General features: G+C 69.5%; 23 protein-coding genes and 3 tRNA genes. 12 read left to right on the top strand and 14 right to left on the bottom strand.

What is annotated here, in order from left to right; all coding sequences use genetic code 11:
* The 5 genes from ftsH to KE274_RS02850 all read right to left on the bottom strand — a co-directional run bounded on the left by ftsH (position 1) and on the right by KE274_RS02850 (position 5,356).
* Positions 1-2,001, bottom strand: coding sequence for an ATP-dependent zinc metalloprotease FtsH (ftsH, locus tag KE274_RS02870; protein WP_211541085.1), 2,001 nt, complete (start codon positions 1,999-2,001; stop codon positions 1-3).
* Between the two features lie 81 nt (positions 2,002-2,082).
* Positions 2,083-2,634, bottom strand: a complete 552-nt coding sequence (hpt, locus tag KE274_RS02865; RefSeq protein ID WP_211541082.1) for a hypoxanthine phosphoribosyltransferase — start codon at positions 2,632-2,634, stop codon at positions 2,083-2,085.
* Between the two features lie 54 nt (positions 2,635-2,688).
* Complete coding sequence (locus tag KE274_RS02860) at positions 2,689-3,111, bottom strand: hypothetical protein (protein WP_211541081.1); 423 nt, start codon at positions 3,109-3,111, stop codon at positions 2,689-2,691.
* Between the two features lie 80 nt (positions 3,112-3,191).
* Complete coding sequence (locus tag KE274_RS02855) at positions 3,192-5,093, bottom strand: alpha/beta hydrolase (protein WP_211541079.1); 1,902 nt, start codon at positions 5,091-5,093, stop codon at positions 3,192-3,194.
* The gene (locus tag KE274_RS02850) at positions 5,090-5,356 is read right to left on the bottom strand and encodes a hypothetical protein (protein WP_211541077.1); all 267 of its coding nucleotides are present in this window, start codon (positions 5,354-5,356) and stop codon (positions 5,090-5,092) included. The genes KE274_RS02855 and KE274_RS02850 overlap by 4 nt, the downstream gene beginning before the upstream one ends.
* A 135-nt stretch (positions 5,357-5,491) precedes the next feature.
* Here KE274_RS02850 and KE274_RS02845 point away from each other — a divergent pair, with 135 nt between their 5' ends.
* Positions 5,492-6,082 (top strand): DUF937 domain-containing protein, encoded by a 591-nt coding sequence (locus KE274_RS02845; protein WP_211541074.1) that lies wholly within the window; start codon positions 5,492-5,494, stop codon positions 6,080-6,082.
* Positions 6,083-6,112: 30 nt separating this feature from the next.
* Here the strand turns inward: KE274_RS02845 and tilS are convergent, their stop codons facing one another.
* Positions 6,113-7,105, bottom strand: a complete 993-nt coding sequence (tilS, locus tag KE274_RS02840) for a tRNA lysidine(34) synthetase TilS (RefSeq protein WP_211541072.1) — start codon at positions 7,103-7,105, stop codon at positions 6,113-6,115.
* A gap of 74 nt (positions 7,106-7,179) precedes the next feature.
* On the opposite strand from tilS, the gene KE274_RS02835 reads away from it, so the two are divergent.
* Both KE274_RS02835 and ppa read left to right on the top strand, forming a co-directional pair.
* Positions 7,180-7,836 (top strand): TMEM175 family protein, encoded by a 657-nt coding sequence (locus tag KE274_RS02835; RefSeq protein WP_211541070.1) that lies wholly within the window; start codon positions 7,180-7,182, stop codon positions 7,834-7,836.
* Positions 7,837-7,879: 43 nt separating this feature from the next.
* The gene (ppa, locus tag KE274_RS02830) at positions 7,880-8,371 is read left to right on the top strand and encodes an inorganic diphosphatase (protein ID WP_211541068.1); all 492 of its coding nucleotides are present in this window, start codon (positions 7,880-7,882) and stop codon (positions 8,369-8,371) included.
* A gap of 61 nt (positions 8,372-8,432) precedes the next feature.
* On the opposite strand, the gene KE274_RS02825 is transcribed toward ppa, so the two are convergent.
* Entirely contained in the window at positions 8,433-9,764 is a 1,332-nt protein-coding gene (locus KE274_RS02825) for a M23 family metallopeptidase (protein WP_211541066.1), read from the bottom strand.
* A gap of 229 nt (positions 9,765-9,993) precedes the next feature.
* Between KE274_RS02825 and KE274_RS02820 the strand changes: the two genes are divergently transcribed.
* From KE274_RS02820 to KE274_RS02810, 3 genes are all read left to right on the top strand, one after another.
* Positions 9,994-10,066: transfer RNA gene (locus tag KE274_RS02820), tRNA-Glu, on the top strand.
* A gap of 31 nt (positions 10,067-10,097) precedes the next feature.
* Positions 10,098-10,171: transfer RNA gene (locus KE274_RS02815), tRNA-Asp, on the top strand.
* 68 nt (positions 10,172-10,239) lie between these two features.
* Positions 10,240-10,312, top strand: a tRNA-Phe gene (locus KE274_RS02810).
* Between the two features lie 85 nt (positions 10,313-10,397).
* Here KE274_RS02810 and KE274_RS02805 read toward each other — a convergent pair.
* From KE274_RS02805 to KE274_RS02785, 5 genes are all read right to left on the bottom strand, one after another.
* Positions 10,398-11,270 (bottom strand): SDR family oxidoreductase, encoded by an 873-nt coding sequence (locus tag KE274_RS02805; protein ID WP_211541064.1) that lies wholly within the window; start codon positions 11,268-11,270, stop codon positions 10,398-10,400.
* Positions 11,271-11,339: 69 nt separating this feature from the next.
* On the bottom strand, positions 11,340-11,744 hold the full coding sequence (locus KE274_RS02800) for a hypothetical protein (RefSeq protein WP_211541061.1): 405 nt from the start codon (positions 11,742-11,744) through the stop codon (positions 11,340-11,342).
* Positions 11,745-11,817: 73 nt separating this feature from the next.
* Positions 11,818-12,663: a transposase gene (locus KE274_RS02795; RefSeq protein ID WP_211541060.1), complete on the bottom strand. Its 846-nt coding sequence runs from the start codon at positions 12,661-12,663 to the stop codon at positions 11,818-11,820.
* 24 nt (positions 12,664-12,687) lie between these two features.
* Positions 12,688-14,013: a VCBS repeat domain-containing M23 family metallopeptidase gene (locus tag KE274_RS02790; protein ID WP_211541058.1), complete on the bottom strand. Its 1,326-nt coding sequence runs from the start codon at positions 14,011-14,013 to the stop codon at positions 12,688-12,690.
* 131 nt (positions 14,014-14,144) lie between these two features.
* On the bottom strand, positions 14,145-14,405 hold the full coding sequence (locus tag KE274_RS02785; protein ID WP_211541057.1) for a hypothetical protein: 261 nt from the start codon (positions 14,403-14,405) through the stop codon (positions 14,145-14,147).
* A gap of 167 nt (positions 14,406-14,572) precedes the next feature.
* Here KE274_RS02785 and KE274_RS02780 point away from each other — a divergent pair, with 167 nt between their 5' ends.
* From KE274_RS02780 to KE274_RS02770, 3 genes are all read left to right on the top strand, one after another.
* On the top strand, positions 14,573-14,878 hold the full coding sequence (locus KE274_RS02780) for a DUF7882 family protein (RefSeq protein WP_211541056.1): 306 nt from the start codon (positions 14,573-14,575) through the stop codon (positions 14,876-14,878).
* 22 nt (positions 14,879-14,900) lie between these two features.
* Entirely contained in the window at positions 14,901-15,422 is a 522-nt protein-coding gene (locus KE274_RS02775; protein ID WP_211541050.1) for a hypothetical protein, read from the top strand.
* Positions 15,423-15,623: 201 nt separating this feature from the next.
* Positions 15,624-17,033, top strand: coding sequence for a DivIVA domain-containing protein (locus tag KE274_RS02770; RefSeq protein ID WP_211541049.1), 1,410 nt, complete (start codon positions 15,624-15,626; stop codon positions 17,031-17,033).
* Positions 17,034-17,109: 76 nt separating this feature from the next.
* On the opposite strand, the gene KE274_RS02765 is transcribed toward KE274_RS02770, so the two are convergent.
* Complete coding sequence (locus KE274_RS02765) at positions 17,110-17,376, bottom strand: hypothetical protein (protein WP_211541048.1); 267 nt, start codon at positions 17,374-17,376, stop codon at positions 17,110-17,112.
* 452 nt (positions 17,377-17,828) lie between these two features.
* Between KE274_RS02765 and KE274_RS02760 the strand changes: the two genes are divergently transcribed.
* The gene (locus KE274_RS02760; RefSeq protein WP_211541047.1) at positions 17,829-18,443 is read left to right on the top strand and encodes a TetR/AcrR family transcriptional regulator; all 615 of its coding nucleotides are present in this window, start codon (positions 17,829-17,831) and stop codon (positions 18,441-18,443) included.
* Between the two features lie 12 nt (positions 18,444-18,455).
* Here KE274_RS02760 and KE274_RS02755 read toward each other — a convergent pair whose 3' ends face one another.
* Positions 18,456-19,604, bottom strand: coding sequence for a low temperature requirement protein A (locus KE274_RS02755; RefSeq protein ID WP_211541677.1), 1,149 nt, complete (start codon positions 19,602-19,604; stop codon positions 18,456-18,458).
* A 362-nt stretch (positions 19,605-19,966) separates the two neighbouring features.
* On the opposite strand from KE274_RS02755, the gene KE274_RS02750 reads away from it, so the two are divergent.
* The gene (locus tag KE274_RS02750; RefSeq protein WP_211541045.1) at positions 19,967-21,493 is read left to right on the top strand and encodes a sugar transferase; all 1,527 of its coding nucleotides are present in this window, start codon (positions 19,967-19,969) and stop codon (positions 21,491-21,493) included.
* Entirely contained in the window at positions 21,493-22,179 is a 687-nt protein-coding gene (locus KE274_RS02745) for a hypothetical protein (protein ID WP_211541044.1), read from the top strand. The genes KE274_RS02750 and KE274_RS02745 overlap by 1 nt, the downstream gene beginning before the upstream one ends.
* Positions 22,180-22,301: the final 122 nt, after the last annotated feature.

The raw sequence follows: 22,301 nt of genomic DNA, 5'->3' as shown, positions 1-22,301 counted from the left end.
TCACGCCGTCGCGGGGCGGGGGTTGCCTGCTCCTGCCGATCCCTGCTGCGTACGAGGGGCAGCGGACGGAGCCTCGACGGACGCCGCGAGCGACACGTCCTTCTTCGGGACCTCGATCGGCGGACGTTCCGACACCGGCCGGTCTTCGCTCGACAGCCACAGCGGGCGCTCCGGCAGCTTCTTCACCTCGGTGAAGATCTCGGCGATGCGGTTGTGGTCGAGCGTCTCCTCCTCCAGGAGCGCCAGGGCCAGGCGGTCGAGGATGTCGCGGTTCTCGCTGATCACCGCGTACGCCTCGTTGTGCGCCTGCTCGATCAGCGCGCGCACCTCGGCGTCGACGCGCTCGGCGACCTTCTCCGAGTACTCGCGGCCCCGGCCCATGTCGCGCGCGACGAACATGTCGCCGCCCTCGGTCCCGAGCTTCACCGGGCCGACCTGCGTGGTCATGCCGTACTCGATGACCATCTTGCGCGCGATCGAGGTGGCCTTCTCGATGTCGTTCGAGGCACCGGTCGTCGGGTCGTGGAACACGATCTCCTCCGCGACGCGGCCACCCATCGCGTACGTGAGCTGGTCCTGCAGCTCGTTGCGCGTGACGGAGTACTTGTCGTCGATCGGCAGCACCATCGTGTAGCCGAGCGCTTTGCCGCGCGGGAGGATCGTGATCTTGGTCACCGGGTCGGTGTAGTTCATCGCTGCGGCGGCGAGCGCGTGACCACCCTCGTGGTACGCCGTGATGAGCTTCTCCTTGTCCTTCATGACGCGCGTGCGGCGCTGCGGACCGGCGATCACACGGTCGATCGCCTCATCCAGGGCACGGTTGTCGATGAGCTGCGCGTTCGAGCGCGCGGTGAGGAGAGCGGCCTCGTTGAGCACGTTGGCGAGGTCGGCACCCGTGAATCCGGGCGTCTTGCGGGCGACGACCTCGAGGTCGACGCTCTTCGACAGCGGCTTGCCCTTGCTGTGCACCTCGAGGATCTTCTGGCGGCCCTTGAGGTCGGGCGCGTCGACGCCGATCTGGCGGTCGAAGCGACCGGGACGCAGCAGCGCGGGGTCGAGGATGTCTGGACGGTTGGTCGCCGCGATCACGATCACGTTCGCGTTCGGGTCGAAGCCGTCCATCTCGACGAGCATCTGGTTCAGCGTCTGCTCGCGCTCGTCGTTGCCGCCGCCCATGCCGGCACCGCGGTGACGGCCGACGGCGTCGATCTCGTCGATGAAGATGATCGCCGGGGCGTTCTCCTTCGCCTGGCTGAAGAGGTCGCGCACGCGCGAGGCTCCGACACCGACGAACATCTCCACGAAGTCCGAACCGGAGATCGAGTAGAACGGGGCACCGGCCTCACCGGCGACCGCGCGGGCCAGCAGCGTCTTACCGGTTCCGGGAGGGCCGTACAGCAACACGCCCTTCGGGATGCGGGCGCCGATCGCCTGGAACTTGGCCGGGTCCTGCAGGAACTCCTTGATCTCGTGGAGCTCCTCGATCGCCTCGTCGGCACCGGCGACGTCCGCGAACGTGACGGTCGGCGTCTCCTTGTTGACGAGCTTGGCCTTGGACTTGCCGAACTGCATGACCTTGCCGCCACCGCCCTGCATCGACGACAGCAGCCACCAGAACAGCAGGCCGAGCAGCACGAGCGGAAGCAGGAGGGAGAGGAAGCCGTCGAACCACGTCGCGCGCGGCACCGCGTCGTTGAAGCCGTCCTTCGGGGCGGCGGCGTCGATCGCCGAGACCACCTCGTCGGCGCGGGCCTCGACGTAGTAGAACTGCACGTTCTCGGAACCCTCGAACGGCTTCGACAGGGTCATGTCGACGCGCTGGTCGCCGTCGGTCGTGACGACCTCGGTGACGGTCTTGCCCGAGAGGAGCTCGAGGCCCTGCTGCGTCGTGATCTGCTTCGGCGCACCGAGGTTCGAGATCAGCAGGAACCCGCCGAAGAGCAGCACGCCGATCAGTGCGACGTAGATCAGCGGGTTTCGGGTGAGCTTCTTCACATCCATGGTCGGATCAGCGTATCGCCTCCCCGCTAGGGGGCCGCTGTGCGTTCACCCACGGCGTACGCCGCAGAAGCGCGCCAGGACTCAGCTGTAGACGTGGGGCGCGAGCACCGCGACGTCGCGCAGGTTGCGGTACCGCTCGGCGTAGTCGAGGCCGTAGCCGACCACGAACTCGACCGGGATGTCGAAGCCGACGTACTTGCAGTCGATCTCGACCTTGGCGGCCTCGGGCTTGCGCAGCAGTGCGAGCACCTCGATCGACTCCGCTCCCCGCGACTCGAAGTTCTCCAGCAGCCAGCTCAGCGTGAGGCCCGAGTCGATGATGTCCTCGACGATGAGCACGTGCTTGCCGTGCAGATCGGAGTCGAGGTCCTTGCGGATCTGCACGACACCGCTCGACTTCGTGCTGGCGCCGTAACTCGACACCGCCATCCAGTCCATCGGCGCGTGGAACGGCAGCGCCCTGGCGAAGTCGGCCATGACCATGACCGCGCCCTTCAGCACACCGACGAGCAGGAGGTCCTTGCCCGCGTAGTCCGCCGCGACCCGCTGCGCGAGCTCGTCGAGCTTGGCGTGGATCTCCTCCTCGGTGACGAGGATCTGTGCAAGGTCGTCCTGGATCTCCGCGGCGCGCATGGATCGATTTTAGGCGACGACGGGCGATGCTCCGCCCCGAGGCCGCCCGACGCGTCAGGAGGAGATCTCGTCGTGGTCGCCGCGCACGGTGTCCGGACTGACCACGAGAACCCCCAGGTCCTCGACGATGTCGGGCTGCGAGCGCACCCAGGAGACCGACACGTACCACCCGTCGCGCCGATACTCGTCCGTCTGATAGACCGGGTCGGAGGACCCCTTCTCGGCCTTGGTCCATCCGTCCGACATCAGCGCGTCCGCGACCGCCGCCGCTGCCTGCTCCGAGGTGGTCGGCTCCTCCACGAGATCGACGGTCGTCTCGACCTCCCACCACGCGGGGGTCTGCGGGGTGTTGCCGCTGCTCGGTGCCAGACGGCCCTTCGAACCGAGGTCGGACCCTCCCTGCGCGACGAGGGTTTCCGGGATCGACGTCACGATCTGGTCCGCGATGGCCTCGCCCTCGCTGCGAAAATCGTCCAAGCGGCTCTCCACCGACACAGCGCATCCTCCCAAAAGGGCCGCGACTGCGAACAGCGCGACGAACTTCACCGATCTCCGCATCAGTCGATCTTCACATACTGCGGTTCGTACCCCGCGGCATCGATGCCATCGACGACGATGGTGGAGTACCCCCCTCGCACGTACTCGTTCGGGGCCCAGACGATCGCCTCGCCGCCGGTGATCACCTCGACGATGTTGTGGAACGCGGTGGTTCCCGGCTTCATCACCGAGCTGTGACTCTCGATCCCGCTCGGGAAGCCGTGATCCTCCAGATCGGTGCTGTCGGGATCGTTGTGATCCATCCAGCCCGTCTCAAGCCGCGTGACCCCCTCGGCGGTCAACGGAGACTGCCCGTGGATCGCATGCCAGTCCCCCTCCTTGCCCTGGATGAGCCCCACGACGGCGTCGTTCCTGGCCATCATCGAGTAGTGGGGCACGTCGGCCGTGTACGGGAAGTCGCTGAGCCCCGCGACGTCCTTCCCCATTCCGGCCGCCGAGACGTAGAGCACGCGATCCGCCTTCAGCCCGGCCTGTTCCGCGAGCCCGACCGTGGCGCCGCCGTAGCTGTGCCCGAGCACCGTGAGTGTGGAATCCGGGGCGCGATCGATCCCTGCCACGAAGTCCACGAGCTTCGGAGCGAGGTCCCGCGAGTAGGACGCGTCGGTCGGACCGGGGAGCTCCAGCTGAGGGAAGGTGCCGCCGGCCCACTGGAACACGGCCGTGGACGGGCCATGCTCCCGCACGGCTGCGCTGTAGAGAGAGGAGCCCGTACCGTCACCGAAGTTGGTCATGGTCGTCGTCGTCCCCGGGACCGACACCGCGACGTTCCGGATCCACGCCGGGATGTCGCCCGTGACGGGGTCGATGGCTCCGTGATACGTCGCGATGGCATCGGCCTGGGCATCGAACGCCACGACCCGCGCGCCGGCCCCCTTGTCCGTGTGCTTCTGGTTCGACTGGTCCCACCACGTGTAGTCCTGGTCGAGAAGGCTCTGCCAGTAGTCGATCGGCTCGCGCAGCTTGGCGATCTCGTCGAGGTAGCCCTTCGCCTCCCACGCGTCGGCGCGGTCGCCCGTCTTGAGGCTGTCCACGAGCGCCTGGAGCCGTGCGATCTCGGCCTCACGCCTGGCGATCTCGTCGCGGATGTTCTTGTGGTTCGCGGTCACGCGGTCGCGGATCGGGATCCCGTTGAGGTTGCCGAGGAGCAGCGAGGACGCGGCGAGCAGCGCCGTGCGGGTCTCCTCGTCCATCGCGTTCCAGGTCTCGCGGATGATGTCGGGGTCGCCGAGGCCGGCCAGCGACTCGGCCGTGATGCCGTTCACGTCGCCCGCCCAGATGAGCCCCGCCGCCGAGAAGCCGCCGGGGCCGACCTTCCCGCCTTGCGTCACGGCGACGACGAGGGGAACCGCGGCGAGCGCGGTCACGGCGCGCTGGTCGATCGTCTCCCGCTCGCCGGCGAGCGCGTTGTACGAGGACCGGGCGGCGAGGTACGCGTCGATCGCGGCCTGCCAGCGGTGCAGGTAGCCCGGGTCGTCGAGGTACATCCAGGAGGGCAGCACCGCGTCCCACGGCAGGGCCCACCCCGTGACGAACTCGCTCGCGGCGTTGAGCGCCTCCGCGCGGCGGACGAAGATGTGGTCGTAGGCGTGCTGTGCGGCCCTGAGCCGCCGGGCGGCCTCGCTCTTGAGCGTCTCCAGCTCGGTCGCGTACGTCGTGATCGCGGTGGAGATCCCGTCGAGGCCCTCGGCCGCCTCCCCGAACCGCTGGGCCAGCAGCAGCACGCGCGTGCCGAGGGCGTCGGCGGCGGAGGCGGTCATCGACGTGAGGCTCGCGAGCGCGCTGTCCGCGGCCCCCTTGCGGGTGCGAGCGGAGGTGGCACGGGTCGAGAAGGCCGTCGCGGCGGCCGTGACGGCTCCCACGTCGCCACGGGCGGGGTCGTCGATCAGTCCGGGGAGGCTCATCGTGCCGCCTGCGCGAGCGTGTCGTCGGAGGCGGTGAAGGTGCTCGCCGCGGCTGCGGCGTCGGACGCGGAGTTCGTCGCCGTCTGCGCGAGCGCGGACAGGGCCTGCGAGACCAGCGACTCGATCTCGCCGAGGGCGGCCTCCACGGTCGGCGACCCGACGCCGGCGAACGACAGGCACGAGGTGACGACCGGCGCTCCGGCCGCGGTCAATCGTGCCCGAGCTGCCTCCAGCGTCTCGCCCTGCACATCGAGGTCCGTCATCGATGCTCCTTCCCCCCGGTGCCTCCACGATAGGAGCGCGCCCGCGCCGGGGTCGATGGGGACATCTCCCCATCCCTCCGTCGGCGCACTACTGTGAGCGGGAGACGGGCGGACGCCCCCGACGGAAGGACTCCCATGGCCCTCGACGACATCCTCAGCCAGGTTCCGATCGACGACATCGCGAAGAAGCTCGGCGTCTCCCGCGACGAAGCGAAGGTCGCGGTGGAGCAGGGCGGCGCGGTGCTGCTCGGCGGCCTGGCGAAGAACGCGGAGACCCCCGAGGGTTCCGACGCGATCCAGAAGGCGCTCAAGAAGCACGAGGGCACCACGGGCGCCGCGTCGGTCGATGACATCGATCAGGCCGACGGCGGAAAGATCGTGGCGCACATCCTCGGGTCGAAGGAGAAGGAGGTCACCACGCAGCTCACCGAGTCGAAGGCGACCCCCGGCATCGACTTCGGAAAGCTGCTCCCGATCCTCGCCCCCATCGTGATGGGCCTGATCGCGAACGCGACCAAGGACAAGACCGCGAAGGCGGAGCCCACGGCCGAGGGCTCGGGCGGCATCGGCGACGTGATCGGCGGGATCCTCGGCGGCGGGGGCCAGGGCTCGGGCGGCGGTCTGGGTGATGTGCTCGGCGGCCTGCTCGGCGGAGGAGGCAGCGGATCCGGCGGCGGGATCGACCTCGGCGGGATCCTCGGCGGGCTGTTCGACGGCAAGAAGTAGCGCCCCGGCTGTCGCCCGCGGGGCTGAGCCTCAGCGGGCGGCGGCGGTGAACACGAGACGACCGCCCTGGCGTCGCACCGCGCAGCCGGGCAGGTCGATCGGCCCCTGGCCGTTCCAGTCGGTGACCAGGCGTGCCACCTCGACCGTCTGTGTCCGCGTCAGGCTCGCGCCGAACTCGCTGTCCACCACGAGCCGGATGATGCGATTGCGCAGCGCGGCCGGGTTGGCGGCAAGAGCGGCGACACTCACGGAGATGCCCGCCTCGGCGTGCTCGACGATGTCCTCGATGGTCTCGTGGATCATCTCGTCGAACGCCTCGGCGTCTTCGCGCAGCTGCTCGGCGGTGCGGGCCAGGGCCTCCGCGATCCCGGGGCCGAGCTCCGCCTCGAGCACCGGCAGCACGCGCTCGCGCACCCGGACCCGGCTGTACCGGTCGTCGCTGTTGTGCGGGTCATCCCAGGCGTCGAGCCCGGACGCCGCGCAGAACGCCCGGGTGGTCGCGCGACGCACGCCCAGCAGCGGACGCAGCCACCGCACCCCGTCGTCGTCGGCACGCTCGACCGCCATACCCTGCAGGCTCGCTGCACCGGAACCACGGGCGAGCCCGAGCAGCACGGTCTCGGCCTGGTCGTCGAGCGTGTGCCCGAGCAGCACCGCGGCGGCCCGCACATCGCTCGCGGCGTCCCTCAGCACGCGGTACCTCGCGTCACGAGCGGCGGCCTCCGGTCCGCCCTGGCCCGACACCTCGACCCGCACGACCAGGGGGTCGAGGCCGAGCCCGGCGGCGGCGCGGGCGGCACGTTCGGCGACAGCGTCGGAGTCGTGCTGGAGGCCGTGGTCAACCGTGACCGCGGCGGCGCTCAGCCCGAGCTTGGGCGCCTCGAACTCCGTGGCCGCGGCGAGCGCGAGCGAGTCCGCGCCGCCGGAGAGCGCGACGATCACGGTGCTCCCTTCGGGGAGATCGGCGAGCGCGGTGCGCACGGCGAGACGGACCTCGGCGATGGCGGGATCGAGCGACGGCATCACTCCACGCTAGGGCACGGTCGTCCTGCCGCGTTCCCCTGGTTCCCGCCCTCGGCCGCCGATATTCTGGCGCGGTGACCGAGACCGCGCGCCCGCAGGTGTTCCGCACGGAGCGCTTCACGGCCTTCGTCGACGCGGTCGTGGCGATCGCCATGACGCTGCTGATCCTGCCGCTGCTGGAAGCCGTCTCCGATGCCGCCTCCGGCACGCTCACCACCGCCGAGTTCTTCACCGAGCACGCAGGGCAGCTGCTGAGCTTCGCGCTGAGCTTCGTCCTGATCGCGGTGTTCTGGATGGGTCACCACAGTCAGTACCGCGACGTGGAGGGGATCACCCCGGCGCTGCTGTGGATCAACGTCGGGTGGATGGCCACGATCGTGTGGCTCCCGGTGCCGACGGCGATGCTCGGTCAACTCGACTCCGACCCGCTGCAGGCGGTGGTCTACATCGGCACCCTGATCGGCACGCAGATCACCACGCTGGGCGGCTGGCTCTACCTGCTCCGCCATCCGCAGCTCACGACGGCCCCGCGCTCGGCGCTGCGCGCGGGCGCGGTGGGGGACGTCGCCGCGATCATCCTGTTCGCCGCCGCCCTGGTGATCGCCGTCCTCACAGCCCCGAACGGCTATTGGGCCCTGCTGCTCCTGCTGCTGAACGGGCCGCTCGCGCGCCTGCTCAACCGGGGTGTGCGCCGGGACCGCCGGGCTTCGGAGCCGCCGGCCCGCGAGTAGGCTGGTCGGCGGCATCCAACCGAACTTTCTGAGGAGCACACGCATGGGCGCACACGACGCCGTCATCGAGATCCCGCGCGGCAGCCGCGTGAAGTACGAGGTCGACCACGAGACCGGGCGAGTGCACCTCGACCGCGTGCTGTACACGACCTTCGGCTACCCGGCCGACTACGGCTACTTCGACAACACGCTCGGCGAAGACGGCGACCCGCTCGACGTGCTGGTGCTGCTCGACCACGCGATCTACCCCGGCGTCGTCGTCGAGGTGCGCCCGGTCGCCGTGCTCAAGATGAGCGACGAGGCGGGCGGCGACGACAAGCTGGTCGCCGTGCTGTCGAAGGACCCGCGCTGGGCCCACGTGCAGGACATCGACGACATCCCCGAGTACACGAAGAAGGAGATCGCGCACTTCTTCGAGCACTATAAGGACCTGGAGCCCAACAAGTGGGTCAAGGTCGACGAGTGGGGAAACGCCGCCGAGGCGCAGCGCATCCTCGACGAGGCCATCGTCCGGTTCGGCGAGCAGGGCCACTGAGCTGACGCAAAGACCCCCGGAGCACGGAGCTCCGGGGGTCTTCTGCTGTCCGCGGCCGGTGTCAGACGGAGATGCCCCGGTCGGCCATGAAGGTGATGGGATTCGTGTAGCGGCCGTTGATGTAGACCTCGAAGTGCAGGTGGCAGCCGAACGAGCCGCCCGTGTTGCCGGCGTAGGCGATCACCTGTCCGGCCTCGACCCACTGGCCGTTGCGCACCGCGAACCCGCCCGGCTTGATGTGCGCGTAACCGGTGGCGACGCCGCCGCCGTGCTGGATGCGCACGTAGTTGCCGTAGCCGCCGTTGTAGAACGCCGCGTCGACGGTGCCGGAGTGGGCCGCGTAGATCGCCGCACCGCAGCCGTTCGCGAGGTCGACGCCGTAATGCCAGCGGGAGGAGCAGCCGTTCGAGTTGCACTGCTGCGAGCGGGGGCCGTAGCCGGAGCTGCGGTGACCGCCGTGAGGGCGGACCCAGCCGCCCGAGCCCGGGGTCCCGCCGCCGCCGCTGTTGCCTCCGGCGTTCGCGGCCGCCTCCTCGGCGGCCCGGCGCTCTGCCTCCTTGCGGGCGGCCTCCACACCGGCCTGGTACTGCGCGACGGTGGTGGCGGTGGTGTCCTTGAGCGCGGCGAGCTGCGCCTGCATCGTCGCGAGGTTGGCGGACTGCTCGTCGAGCGCTGCCTGCGCCGCGTCTGCCGCCTGCTGCGCGGCCACCATCTTCTCCTCGGCGATCTTCTGCAGCCGGTCGCGCTCGTCGCGGGCGACCACGGCCTGGTCGCTGAGCGACTGCGCCGCGTTGCGGGCGGCCACGGCGTCGTCGTAGACGGAACGGTTGTACTCGAGCAGCTTGTCCATCGAGCCCAGGCGCGCGAGCAGTTCGTCGGCGTTGCTGGCGGAGCCGGCGAAGAAGAGTTCAAGCGACGTGTTGTCGCCCCCGTTGCGGTAGAGCTGCGCGGCGACCTGACCGGCCTTGCGTGCGGACTCGTCGGCCGCCGCGGCCTGAGCGTCGGCCTTCTCCTGCAGCGCATCGGCTTCCGCGATCGCGGCGAAGTAGGCCTGCTGCGCGTTGTAGAACTCGGTCGACGCGGCCTCGGCGGCAGCCTGGGTCTCGGCGACCTTCTGCGTCAGCGACTGGATGAGGCCTTCGATGCGCGCGACCTCGGCGGCCTTGGCGGCTTCATTCTGCTTGGCGCGCTGCACGTCATCCCAGCTGGGGTACGAGGCGGCGTAGGCGGCGGAGACCCCGGACGAGATTCCGAAGGCGCTGAGGGCGACCACGCTGAGCGCGCCGAGGCCGATAGCCCCGCGACGACTGATGCCGGCCTTCCAGAACGCGTGGCTCTCGGCCGGGCTGGGCGCGCACCCGCACTCTGCGGACGCCGCGGAGGCAGCATCCATCGGGTTCTTCTCGTTCACACGGCCCCTTCCGCCGGTTTCACAGATGCCACACTAACAACAACTTTCACATCCGCACCAGCGAAATGGCACGGCCCCCGCAGCACCATCGTGACTCCATCGTCCTCCCGAAACACGCCCGGGGGAAGACGCCTCGCCCCTCGATTCGCGATTTGCTCGCGTCATCCCTTATGCTTGAGCGTCGGCAAGGAAGTCCTCCCGGGACTGACTCGGCCCCATCGTTTAGCGGCCTAGGACGCCGCCCTTTCACGGCGGTAGCACGGGTTCGAATCCCGTTGGGGTCACTCCATCCGATACAATTGAAAACACAAGTATGGCCCTGTAGCGCAGTTGGTTAGCGTGCCGCCCTGTCACGGCGGAGGTCGCGGGTTCAAGTCCCGTCAGGGTCGCTCCGTGCGATGAGCTCTTTCTTCGGAGAGGGCTCTTCGTCTAGGACGCGACAGCACCATCGTCGCGCGGCTCTGTAGCTCAGTTGGTAGAGCGTTCGACTGAAAATCGAAAGGTCACCGGATCGATGCCGGTCGGAGCCACACGGCTGATCATTACAATCAGCCCAGAAACCCTCGCGTAGCTTCTACATCGCGGGGGTTTTGCTTTGCCCTGGCGAGGGCGCCGTCACCGCTCCCACACGGCGCGCTCCCGCTCCGCGAACTGACGGAACGTGGTGGCCGGCCGCCCGGTGAGCTTCCGCACGGCACGGTTCGGCAGCGCGGAGATGTTCAGACGCACCACGCGATAGATCATGCGCTGCACGTCGATGTAGTCCTGCGGCCACCCCTCGTCGGCGAGTCTCGCCAGGTATTCGTCCTCGGAGGGCCGCGCGTAGCGGATTGGCCGGCCGAGCACCTCCGTGAGGATCCGTGCGACATTGCGGTACGTGAGCGACTGCTCCCCATTGAGCGTGTACTTCCGACCGAGGTGCCCCGGCGAGGTCAAGACCGCGGCCGCGACAGCCCCGATGTCGTGGGCATCGATGAAGGCCGTGAAAGCGCGTCCGGCGGGGAGGAAGATCTCGTCGTGATCGCGGATGCCGCGGCGATACGTGGTCGACAGGTTCTGCATGAAGAAGTTCGGGCGGAGGAACGTGAACGGCGCCCCCACGCGCTCCAGGTACTTCTCCACCCGGTAGTGCGGTACGCCCTTGTTGTGCTGCACGCCCTGCAGCGACAGGAACGCGATCTGCCGGACGCCGGACACCATCGCGGCGTCGATCAGCGGGAACAGGTACTGCTCCACGTCCTCGATCGGCGGCGGCCGCATCAGGAACAGCCGATCGCAGCCCTCCAGGGCGGCACGCATCGCACCGGGGTCGTTCGCGAACTCGAACATCCGCGCCTCCACCCCCGTGGGGAGTCGTGCTGCGGACTCCGCGTCGCGGACCGCGGCCACCGCGTGCTCGCCGCGCTCCCTCAGCCCGGCGACGACGGCCGCCCCCACAGACCCGCTCGCGCCCGTGACGAAGACTCCTGGCGCCTGCTCACCGCTCATACAGGCACGATACAAACAGTCCGCCGTCATCGACCACGCCCCCCTGACGAGCGCGCGACACGGACGAGATCAGCCGGCCGGAACGAACACGTTGTCGAACAGTCGCTCGGTCCCCTCTGGGGCGGGCGAACCGTCCGGTGCCACCTCGTACTCGCCGACGTCCTGCCCTTCGATGCGGATCCAGGAGCCTCCGTCGGCGCAGCCCGTGAGGTACCTGTCATCGCTCTTGTACGCGATCAGGCAGATCCCGTTGCCCCCCGCCGGTCGCGCGAGCCACAGAGACACCTCGCCGTCCTTCCCGACGAATCGGGCCGTGTCCTGGTCGACGGTGCCCTCGGTGTCCTCGAAGACCGCTTGCGGCGGGGCGTCCGCCGCCCGAGGCTCCCTGTCGAGCACGGCGAAGTCGCTCTCGCTCATGCACCCGGACAACGCGGCCACGGCCACCACGGCCACGCCGACAGCGCCGACTCTCACCCTCCGCCTCACGGTGCCCCCTCGCCCGTCGATGTGTCAGCCATCCTGGCACAGAAGCGCGCACAGGCCGAGGTCACAGTGCGTCGAGCGCGCGCCGCGCCTCCTCGCGTGCCCGCTCCGCGTCGTCGCGCGCCGCCACCGTCTCCTCCTGCCGCGCGGTCTCCGCCGGCAGCTGCCCCGCGATGCGCTCGGCTTCCGCGCGCAACTGTGCCAGCTGCGCCTCGAGCTCCCCGATGTCGTCGTCGAGCTCCTCGGCGCGGGCACGAAGCGTCCGCAGCACCTCGTCCTGTTTCGTCACCGCGCGCTCGGCCGCCGCGAGCTCCTTCTCCGCCGCGGTCACACGCCGCTCGGCCTCCCGTCGTGCCCGCCGGGCGGAGAGCTCGTCCGCCCGGCGCGGCGCGGACGGCGCGAGGGCCGGCACCTCCCCCGCCACGGCCTGGCGGACGTCGTCGCCCGATGCGTTCGGCTCCAGTGCCCGCACCAATCGTCCCGACGCCACCGCCGCTGCCGCCTCGGGGTCGAAGAACGCGGCCGAGATGGTCTGCTCCACCGCGTCGAGCGTCGCCGTCGTCACGCGTTCCCCTCGCGACTGCGCCAACTGAGCCGCCGCCTGCGCCAACCGTCGAGTGAGAGCACGCCGCTCCCGTCCGAGCTTCGCCAGCGCCGCGGCGTCGAGATCCTCCTGCGCCTCGCGGAGCTCCGCCGCCAAGCTCAACGCCTCCCCCAGCTGCGCCGCCCGCTCCTGGGCGAACACGTTCACGACCCACGCCGCGACCGAGGGCTTGCGCAGGGCTCGCGCGGACGCGGCGAGGTCGGCATCCCCCGATTCCTTCGCCAGCGCGTTGCGCGCCGACACGAAGTCGTCGAGCGGCCCCGCGTACAGCTGCGCCGCGATCTCGTCGAACGTGCGTGCCGCCATGCGCCAACGATACGCGCGGCGGTGCTACTCGATCGTGAGGTAGCCGCCCCAGTCGGAACCCACCAGGGTCATGGTCCCGAACGTGCCGTCGCCCAGACCGCTGTACAGATAGACGTCGCCCGCGGGCGTGCGGCCGAGGAGGTCCGCTCGGCGATCGCCGTTGTAGTCGACGCCGCCCGTGAGGGCCGTGAACTCGATCCAGCCCTCACCGACGATCCGCGCGGTGTCGAAGCCGTAGTTCGCACCGCGGTAGAAGTACAGGGCGCCGTTGTCGGCCGCGGCGATCAGATCGCCCTTGCCGTCGTTGTCGAAGTCGCCGCCGACGAGGAAATGAAACCCCTCCCAGCCGCTGCCGAGGGTCGTCGTACGTCCGCTGAAGGTGCCCGAACCGCTCCCCTCATACAGCGTCATCACCCCGTTGGGAGCGACGCCGATCACGTCCTGCCTGCCGTCGCCGGTGTAGTCCGCGCCCGAGACGATGTGCAGGAGGCCGTACCAGCCGTTGCCGATGGTGGTGGCGGCCGCGAAACCGCCACCGCCGTTGCCGGCGTAGAACTCGAGCGCGCCGTCGGACCTCGCGGCTATCAGGTCGGCCTTGGTGTCGCCGTTGAAGTCGGCGTGGGTCACGTGGCGACGCGTGCCGCCCCAGAGTCCGAGAGCCGTGGTCGCCGCGGCGAACGACCCCTTCCCATTGCCCGTGCGCAGTCGCAGATCACCGTTGCCCGCGACCACGAGCACGTCGGCGTTGCTGTCACCGGTGTAGTCCGCGGAGGCCACGGTGCCCGACCCCGTGCCGAGGCCCGGGAAGAACAGCGGGATGGTGGCGCCACGGGTGACGTTCGAGAGGCAGGTGAAACCGTTGTTGATCTGCGTGTAGACCCGGCCGTTGAGCCACACCTCGAAGTGCAGGTGGTAGGCGGCGGAGTTGCCGGTGTTGCCGACCACCCCGATCTGCTGGCCTCGGAGGACGCGGGTGCCCGGCGGGTACCAGGCGGTCGCCGCCATATGCGCGTAGCGCGTGACGTAGCCTCCGGGGTGCTCGATGTCGGTGTAGTTCCCGTACCCGGCGTTCGACGTGCGCGTGCGGACGACCCCGTCGTAGGCGGCCAGGATCGGGGTGCCGCCGTTGCGCGAGATGTCGATGCCGTCGTGTGCGCGGTAGTTGCCCAGGCAGCCGTCGCCGACCTTGGACTGGATGTTCCCCGACGCCGGATAGACCATGTAGCCGTCGGGCGCGGCGGCCTCGGCCGGATCGCCGGAGGTGAGGGCGGGAGCCAGCGTGCCGAGTATCACCGCGAGCACGGTGACGATCCCGATGCGGCCAAGGCGCAAGCGGGACGTGCGCTTCATCTCGAAGTTCTCTCTTGCTCGGCGGCCCCAGGGACATGATGTCCACCGCGGTCACCGTACCAAGCGCGGGGCTCCGCGGCCGGGAACGCCACCCCGAGGGCGCACGATCCGTGTGATCGTCTTCTGCGGCGTCAGAGGAGGTCGTGGTCGATGGATGTTCCGCGTGGGGCGATGTCGATCGGCGGCTGGTCCGACTCCGGCTCGTCCGGGTCCACCGAGATCACGACGTGGCTCATCGGCGAGACGAGCACGTTCACGGTCGCCCCGTCCGCCACGGTGAAGGTGACGAAGCCACCGCCGCCCCGCACGGCGCCGTCGATCTCCGCCTTCAGTTCGTCGGCGGACTGGCCAGGAGCGAGGACGAACCCCACGTCGTTCACGACGATCCTCACGCGTGCCACTCTCTTCGCCTCACCCACCACTGCCGTCACCTGCTCCCTGCGCGATTCCGTGGCCCGCCTGTCCGGCGACAGTAGGCTCGTCGCGGCTCGACGCCAAGGGGGTTGCATCGAGAGGGGATGAGAGGCAGCACGTCGCGCCGGGGTGTACGGTCAGCACTATGGGCAGACTCCGGTACGACGGGCATTCCGACCCGATCCTCATCGAGGACCAGACCCTGGCGCACCTGAAGATCGTGATCTCGACGAAACTCCGCCGCCAGGAGAGCTTCATGATGACCTGGCTGCCCGTCGGGGCGGGCCCCGACAAACGGGCGACGATCTGGATCCACCCGGCGATCCCGCTGCAGTTCGGCTTCGATGCGGCAGAGCCTCCCCCCATTGATCCGCACACGGTGCAGGAGATCATGCAGGCGCTCAACGCGTCGGGTGAGCTCGTCCTGGACAAGCTCACCACACCGCACTGAACGGGCCGCTCACGGACGTCTCGTGGACCCCGTTCTCGCCCTCCTGTTCGGACTGCTCATCCTGGCGATCATCGTCGGGGCGGCGTTCCTGCGCCCGTGGCTGAACCGCAGCGCCGCGGCCTCAGGGCGGCGAGCCGGCGAGCGCTTCGCCCGCGCCCAGCTCGACCGTGCTCTCGCAGAGTTCGGCATCACGCTGCGAATCCCCGTGCCCGTGTCGGAGGCACGGGGGCTCCTGGCGCAGGCGGCCGCGAACGGCAAGGACTTCCTCCCGCTTCCTGATGGGGACATCGGGATCCGTTTCGTCGAGCCCGACGACACCGTGGTGCGGGTGGCCCCGGATCCCGAGGGCGCCCTGGTGCGCGTCGAGACGTTCCGCGAGTACATGGGGTTCCCGCAGACCACAGCGCTGTGGACCGACCTGCGCTCGCGCATCCGGGCGGTCGCGGGCGCGCGCGGTCTCACCGTCTCGGACGGGCCGCCGGTCTCGTACGTGCGCGGGCCGCTGCTCGACGACCGGAACGCCCGCTGGTCGCGCACCGGTTGAGGAGCGGCCGTCGCGCTGTGAAGAGGGGCTCACGATCCTCAGCCGACGCAACTAGGCTAGGACCGCGTCGCGCCCGGCACAGCGTCCGCTGAGGACACGGTCGCGACGTGCGCCGGGCGGCCTCCTCGCCCGTGCGTGCGATCCCGTCCGCCGGTCGGAGCCCCCGCTCCGCGTCCCGGACACGCCAGAAAGGCTTCAACCATGAGCGAATCCTCGGACAGCCCCCGCGACGAGCGGTCGCCCGACTTCTTCGACCAGTTGATCGAGACGGCACCGCGCGACCAGCAGTCGCCGACGTCCAACGCCGCGTTCACGATCGGCTTCCGCGGCTACGACAAGGGCGAGGTCGACGCAGCGCTGGCGTCGCTGCGCGCGCAGGTTCAGCAGCTGTCGGACCAGCTGGCCGAGACGCAGACCAGGGAGACCGAGTCGGTCGAGGCGATCCGCGCGGAGGAGCGTGCGGCGCGCGAGGCGCTGGAGGCCGAGCTCGCCGCCGCGAACGCCAAGGTCGCCGACGCCGAGCAGCAGGTGGCCACGCTGACCTCCGAGCTCGTCGACGCCCCGCAGCCCGACGGCGAAGAGGCTCCCTCGCGTCAGCAGTTCGAGGCGATCCTGCGCGTCGCGGAGGAGCAGGCGAACGTCCTCATCCAGAACGCGGCGGTGCAGGCCGACCGGCTCATGGCGGCGGCGCGCGAAGAGGTCGCCGCCCAGCGGGCCGAGGCCGAGGCCGACGCCGACCGCATCACGTCCCAGGCGCAGCGTGACGCCGACCAGGTGCGCTTGAAGATGGAGACCGAGTACACGGCCCACGAGGCGCGCATCGAGCGCGAGGCGTCGCACGCGGCGGAGAAGGTGAACCAGGCGTCGCAGGAGGCCACCGCGATCCGCACCGAGGCGGAGAAGGGCGCGGCGGCGCTGCGTTCGCTCGTCACCCGGGAGACCACGCAGCTGCGCGCCGACGCCGAGCGCGAGGTCCGCGAGATGAACGCCCGTGTGCTGGAGTTCGAGGAGACGCTGACCCGCCGTCAGGACGACGCGCAGCAGGAGTTCCTGGTGCTGCACAACCAGGCCGTGGCGCACGCCGAGCGCATCACGACCGACGCCAACGAGCAGGTCACGGCGTCGCTCGAGCACGCGCAGCGTATCTCCGCGAAGGCGGACGACTACGAGCGGCTCATGCGTTCGCAGGCGCAGGCGATCGAGGCCGATGCCCAGGTGCGGGCGCGCGAGATCCTCGACAGGGCCCGTCTGAAGTCGCAGAAGATCGTCGATGCGGTCACGGGTCACACCACCGCGGTGCTGCACGACGCGGAGGACCGGACGCGGCAGCTGCGGTGGCAGCAGCAGCAGCTGTCGAGCTTCATGGCCGAGGTGCGCGAGCTCATCCGCCCTGACGGCATCTTCAGCGACGATGCGGTGCCCGCCTCGCTCGGAGTGACGGAGGCCACGATCGACGAGGACGACGACGAGTCGGGTTCGGACTCGGCCGAGGAGACGGTCGTGGAGACGTTCCTGGGCGACGAGGTGCTCGACGACGAGCTCGATGACGACAGCCCGCTCGAGAAGATCACGATCGACGTGGTGGAGACCGACGACCGGTCGACGCGCTGACCGATCGTTCACACAGACGAAGGCGCGAGCAGCCGAGCTGCTCGCGCCTTCGTCGTGTCGTGCGGAGACGTGCGGTTCAGGCTCGCGCCCGGCGCATCCGGCGCCGCCAGGCGCGGAGCTCGGGGCGCGGTGCGGGCTGCTGCGCGTCGTCGAGGGCTCGGAAGGCCGCGTCGAGCGAGTCGAAGGCGCCGAGGTCGGCGCCGCGGGCATCGCGCACGACGTGCGCGCTGCCGTCGAACTCGACGAACCCGGCGAACTCGCCGGCGCGGGTCGCGACGTGCACGTCGACGTCTGCCTGCTTCCAGGTCAGGGGATCGGACGGGGGGACGGTGGTAGTGCTCATGGTCATGCTCATTGCTGTGTGGCGGGCGCAGTCGGGCCCGCGAGTCGAGAGATCGAGGGCGGCGCCGCGCGCGTCGATGTGCGCGGTCCGTGGATGGCCCTGATCAGTGGCGACGCGGCGGCCGAGAGGGGCGAAACGCACACGTTGCATCGTCAGTATAGCAGATATGCGCCGGACGACGGCTCGGGGGCGCGACGGAGGATGTGGGGACACCGCTCCGCCGCGCGTGCTGCCCATCGAGAGTTCGTCGGGCAGCGGATGCCGGGGCGACGGGGAATCGCTCGCTCGGCGTCGTCGATGGCCGGGCACTGGGGATGCGCACGGCAACGATGCATCCAGTGCAACACGGTGTTGGTCAGTTGTCAAGTTTTTCCTTGACGACTGTTCAAATGTGCGCGACGACGCACTAGCATGACCGATACCCGGGCGGGCGGACGAGTCGAGGACGAGACATGACCACAGCGATGAAGAGGGCCGAGCGCGCCGGGACCGACAAGTTCGCATTGCGCCGCCGCAGCCTGGCGGAGGCCGCCCTCGAAGCCATCGCGGAGCGGGGATTCGCGAGGACGGGACTGCGCGAGATCGCCCAGCACTCCGAGCTCTCGCACGGCTCGCTCCACTACTACTTCACCGACAAGAACGACCTGATCGCCGAGGCTGTGCGGATCTCGCGCGGCGACCCGGCCGAACGCTACGCCGAGATCGTGGCGACCGCCGCCACCCCGAAGGAGCTCGCCGAACGGGTCGCCGACGAGATGGCTAGGAGCCTGCGCGACGATGCCCACGGCCACCGCCTGTGGTACGACCTGCGAAACCAGGCGCTCTTCGAGTCGGGGTTCGGCGACACCATCGAGCAGATCGAAGAGGCTCTGCAGACGGCGATCGGCGGCGTCCTCGAGCGCTACGCGGAGCTCGCCGGCAAGCCGTGCCGCTTCGACGCCGCGCTGGTCTACGCGCTCACCGACGGAATGCTCCAGAACGCGCTGATCCGCCATCTGCGCGGCGACGACGACGCGATCCGGCGCCTGCGCGAGGAGTGCCTGGCGTTGTTCGCCGTCTGCGTCTGATCGCCCCGCGCGTCACCGCGCGGACGACCCGCCCTCGCTCCGGGCGACCGGCGGGCGCAGCACCAGCACGACCACGATTCCCGCGAGGATCAGGGCCGTGAGGGTGACCGGGACCGGGAGCACGGGATCGAGCAGCACGAGTGCCGCACCGACGGGCACGACCGTGTTGACGACGCGGTCGGCGTTGTCCTTGATCGCGATCCACCAGATGCCGACGAGGAAGACGGCGATGGGCACCGTCACGGTGAACGAGGCCGTCATGCTCGACAGCTCGCTCTGCCCGGTGAGCACGTCCAGCTCCACCTCGATGCCTGCCGAGAAGGCCGCGGCCGCCGCGAACACGAAGTAGTGCGCGTATCCGTAGCGGAGCGAACGCCGGAACGACGTGATCGCGCGGTGATGCGGCGGCCAGAAGTAGATCCACCACAGTGACGCCGTGACGACGAGCGTGAGCACCGAGATCGCGATCAGCGGCCCGAGCGCCTCTACCTCGTCGAGGGCGTCGATGATCGCATTCGCGGAGGCGAGCAGGCTCTCCCCCAGCACGATCAGCGTGAACAGCCCGTATCGCTCCGTGACGTGGTGCGGATGCCACGGCGTCTGGTGACGGTACTCGGCGAACACCGGCACGGCGATCTCGATCAGGGCGCACGCGATGAATGCCACGAGCTGCGCCGGGCCCTGCGGGATCAAGAGGAACAGCACCCACAGCACCTGCACCCCGGCGATGCCCGCGGCGTAGCGACGGGTCGCGGAGCGCAAGGGGCCCGCCGACCTGGAGGCCCGGAGCCACTGGGCGACGATTGCCACGCGCATCACGACGTAGCCGATGACCGGCACCGTGAAGTCGCCGTCGTCGAAAGCCCGCGGGACACCCGCCGCGAGAATGAGCACGCCACCCATCTGCACGAAGGTGGTGACGCGGTAGAGCCAGTCGTCGGTGTCGAACGAGGTCGCGAACCACGTAAAGTTCATCCACGCCCACCAGATGGCGAAGAAAACCATGGCGTACGACGTGATCCCGTGCACGAAGTCCGCGTGCGAGAGCGCGTGGTGGAGCTGGGACGAGGCGATGCTGACGGCGACCACGAACACGAGATCGAAGAACAGCTCGAGCGGGCTCGCCGCGCGATGCGGTTGAGCGGGATCGCGCGGCAGCATGGTGCGCAGACGGAGTCGTGTGGCGGGTGGGGGCGCGGTCACGGCGCCAGGATAGCGCTCTGCCCGTGACGGAGATCGCCGCGGCCCGGCGCGGATTCATCCATTCCCCGGATTTGTCTTCCGTTCCATAGCCGGATCGGCTACAGTGTTCCAGGTCTGCAGCGCCTGCTGCACGAATCCGCCGGTTGGGACGGCGGAATCGACTCCGAGATGTGGGATCACGGAGTTCCAGCAGGACCCGAGGGGTCGGGACGCAGACGACTGCCGTGAACGTGGGGTTCACGGTCTGGGGATATCAAACTGGGGAAATCAATGGCGCACTGGGGAATTCTGCGTACATTCACGGCTCAAGGGGCCTCGGCATGACGTCCGTCGAGGATGCGCTGAGCATCTCTCGCACGGGGTTCGTTCCGTCCGCCGCTCCGCGGGCCACCACGTCGTCCACGCGACCGGCGAGCACGCCGCGAGCTTCGGCGACGCTGGAACGGCGTCGGCAGTGGGAACGCCACTATCGGATGCGGCTGCGGATCACGGATGCGGCTGTCATCCTGACCGCTCTCGCTCTGACCGTGGCCGTCCAGCTGGCCTCCGGCGTCGTGGCGATCGAGGCAGTGCGCAACGCCGCTCTGCTCGGCCTCGCCTGGTACCTGACGCTGTCGGCGCTCAACACCCGCGAGGCCGCCATCTTCGGGTCCGGGGCCATGGAATACCGCCGCGTGGCGCACGCCAGCGGTCTGGCATTCGGCATCACCGCAATCGCGGGCGTCCTGCTGACGTGGGAGGAACTGCAGCCGCTGTTCCTCATCGCGCTCCCAGTGGGCACGTTCGGACTGCTCGGCGCGCGCTGGGCCTGGCGGAGGTGGCTGCAGCGCCGCCGCATCCGGGGCCAGTACGCGTCGCGCACCCTGGTGGTCGGCGCCACCGAGGACGTCGAATATGTGATCACGTCTCTGCAGAAGGGCGCAGAGAACGGCTACCACGTCGTGGGGACGACGTTGGCGGATCGCAAGGCCGGCGCGTTCGCGATCGGCGAGAGCATCTACCCGGTCGTCGGGGACCTCGACACCGTCGCCGATGCGGCGACCCAGCTCGGGGCGGACACCATCATCGTGGCGAGCCGCCCCGACGGGGACCCCGACTTCGTCAAGCAGCTCAGCTGGCAGCTCGAGGGCACGGCCGCCGAGCTCGTGCTCTCGAGTCGACTGACGGACGTCGCGGGTCCGCGCATCTCGCTGCGGCAGGTCGACGGCCTGCCGCTGATCCAGGTGAAGATCCCGACCTACGAGGGCGGAGTGCACGTGCTCAAGCGCGCGCTCGACATCCTCGTCGCGACGGTCGCGCTGATCCCGATCGCTCTCATCACCCCGGTGCTGATGGCGCTGATCAAGCTCGACTCGCCCGGTCCCGCGTTCTTCTTCCAGGAGCGCGTCGGCCGTGACGGACGCCGGTTCAAGATGGTGAAGTTCCGCTCGATGAAGACCGACGCCGAGCAGCAGCTCGCCGCCCTCAAGGCGCAGAACGACGGCGCCGGTCTTCTGTTCAAGATGAAGGACGACCCCCGCGTCACCCGCGTGGGCAAGGTGCTGCGCAAGCTGTCGCTCGACGAACTGCCGCAGTTCTGGAACGTCCTCACCGGCGACATGAGTGTCGTCGGGCCTCGTCCGCCGCTGCCCAGTGAGGTCACGGCGTACGACGGCACCGTGTTCCGCCGCCTGTACATCAAGCCCGGGATCACCGGTCTGTGGCAGGTGTCCGGACGCAGCGACCTGTCGTGGGACGAGAGCGTGCGCCTCGACCTGCGGTACGTCGAGAACTGGTCGGTCATGAACGATCTGCAGATCATGTGGCGGACCGCGAAGGTGATGATCCAGCCGAAGGGGGCTTACTGATGAACGATGAAGGACAGGTGGTGGAGGGTGAGAAGGCACCCTCGCACCGCACGAGATGGATCGCGATCGGTGCTGTCGCACTGCTCGCGGTGGGCGCCGCAGGGGTTGGCGTCGCCCTGGTGACGAACAACGGCGGCGCACCGTCGGCCTCGTCCACGCACAAGCCGGTCGACGACGGAGACGCGGACAAGGCGGCGTCCGACAAGCCGCTGAAGTCCGTCCCCACGGTGGCCGACGGCCCCCTGAGCGACAACCAGGACGCCGAGGTGGACCGGGCGACCGCTGCCGCAGACGCGGTGGTCGCCGCGCTCGACGAGGTCAGCCAGCGCGGCGACGGTTCGGCCGTCGGGGTCGACGCCGTCGCCACCGGCTGGGTGCTCGGCGAAGTGCAGTCCCATGCACGGGAGCAGATGGACCTCGGCTACAAGCAGACGGGCAAGGCGGTCGTCACGAGCGTCACCCCGACGGCGGTCGACCTGACCGCCTCCCCCGCGACCATCACCCTCAAGGTGTGCGTCGACGTCTCCGGCATCGACGTGAAGGACGCGGCGGGCAACTCGCTCAAGGACTCGCTGTACAACCCCGGCCACCCCGTGGCCCACATCTACGGAGCCGTCTTCGAGGACGACACCTGGAAGATCTCGTCGCACGAGATCCCCGATGTTCAGGACTGCCCCGCAGCCTGACCCTCCCCCCAACCCTCCGGGGGATCGCCGATCTCTCGAACACCCGACCGCGGCTCACCCGCCCCTGGACGACTCACCCCCGAGTCGCTCCAGGGGAGCCGCATCACCCGAAGAAGGACTCC

Origin of the sequence: Microbacterium paraoxydans, from assembly GCF_018224615.1 — a bacterium.
GTDB classification, from domain to species: Bacteria; Actinomycetota; Actinomycetes; order Actinomycetales; family Microbacteriaceae; genus Microbacterium; species Microbacterium paraoxydans_B.
Note: the sequence above shows the minus strand (reverse complement) of the source record. Positions and strands in the feature narration are given on the sequence as shown.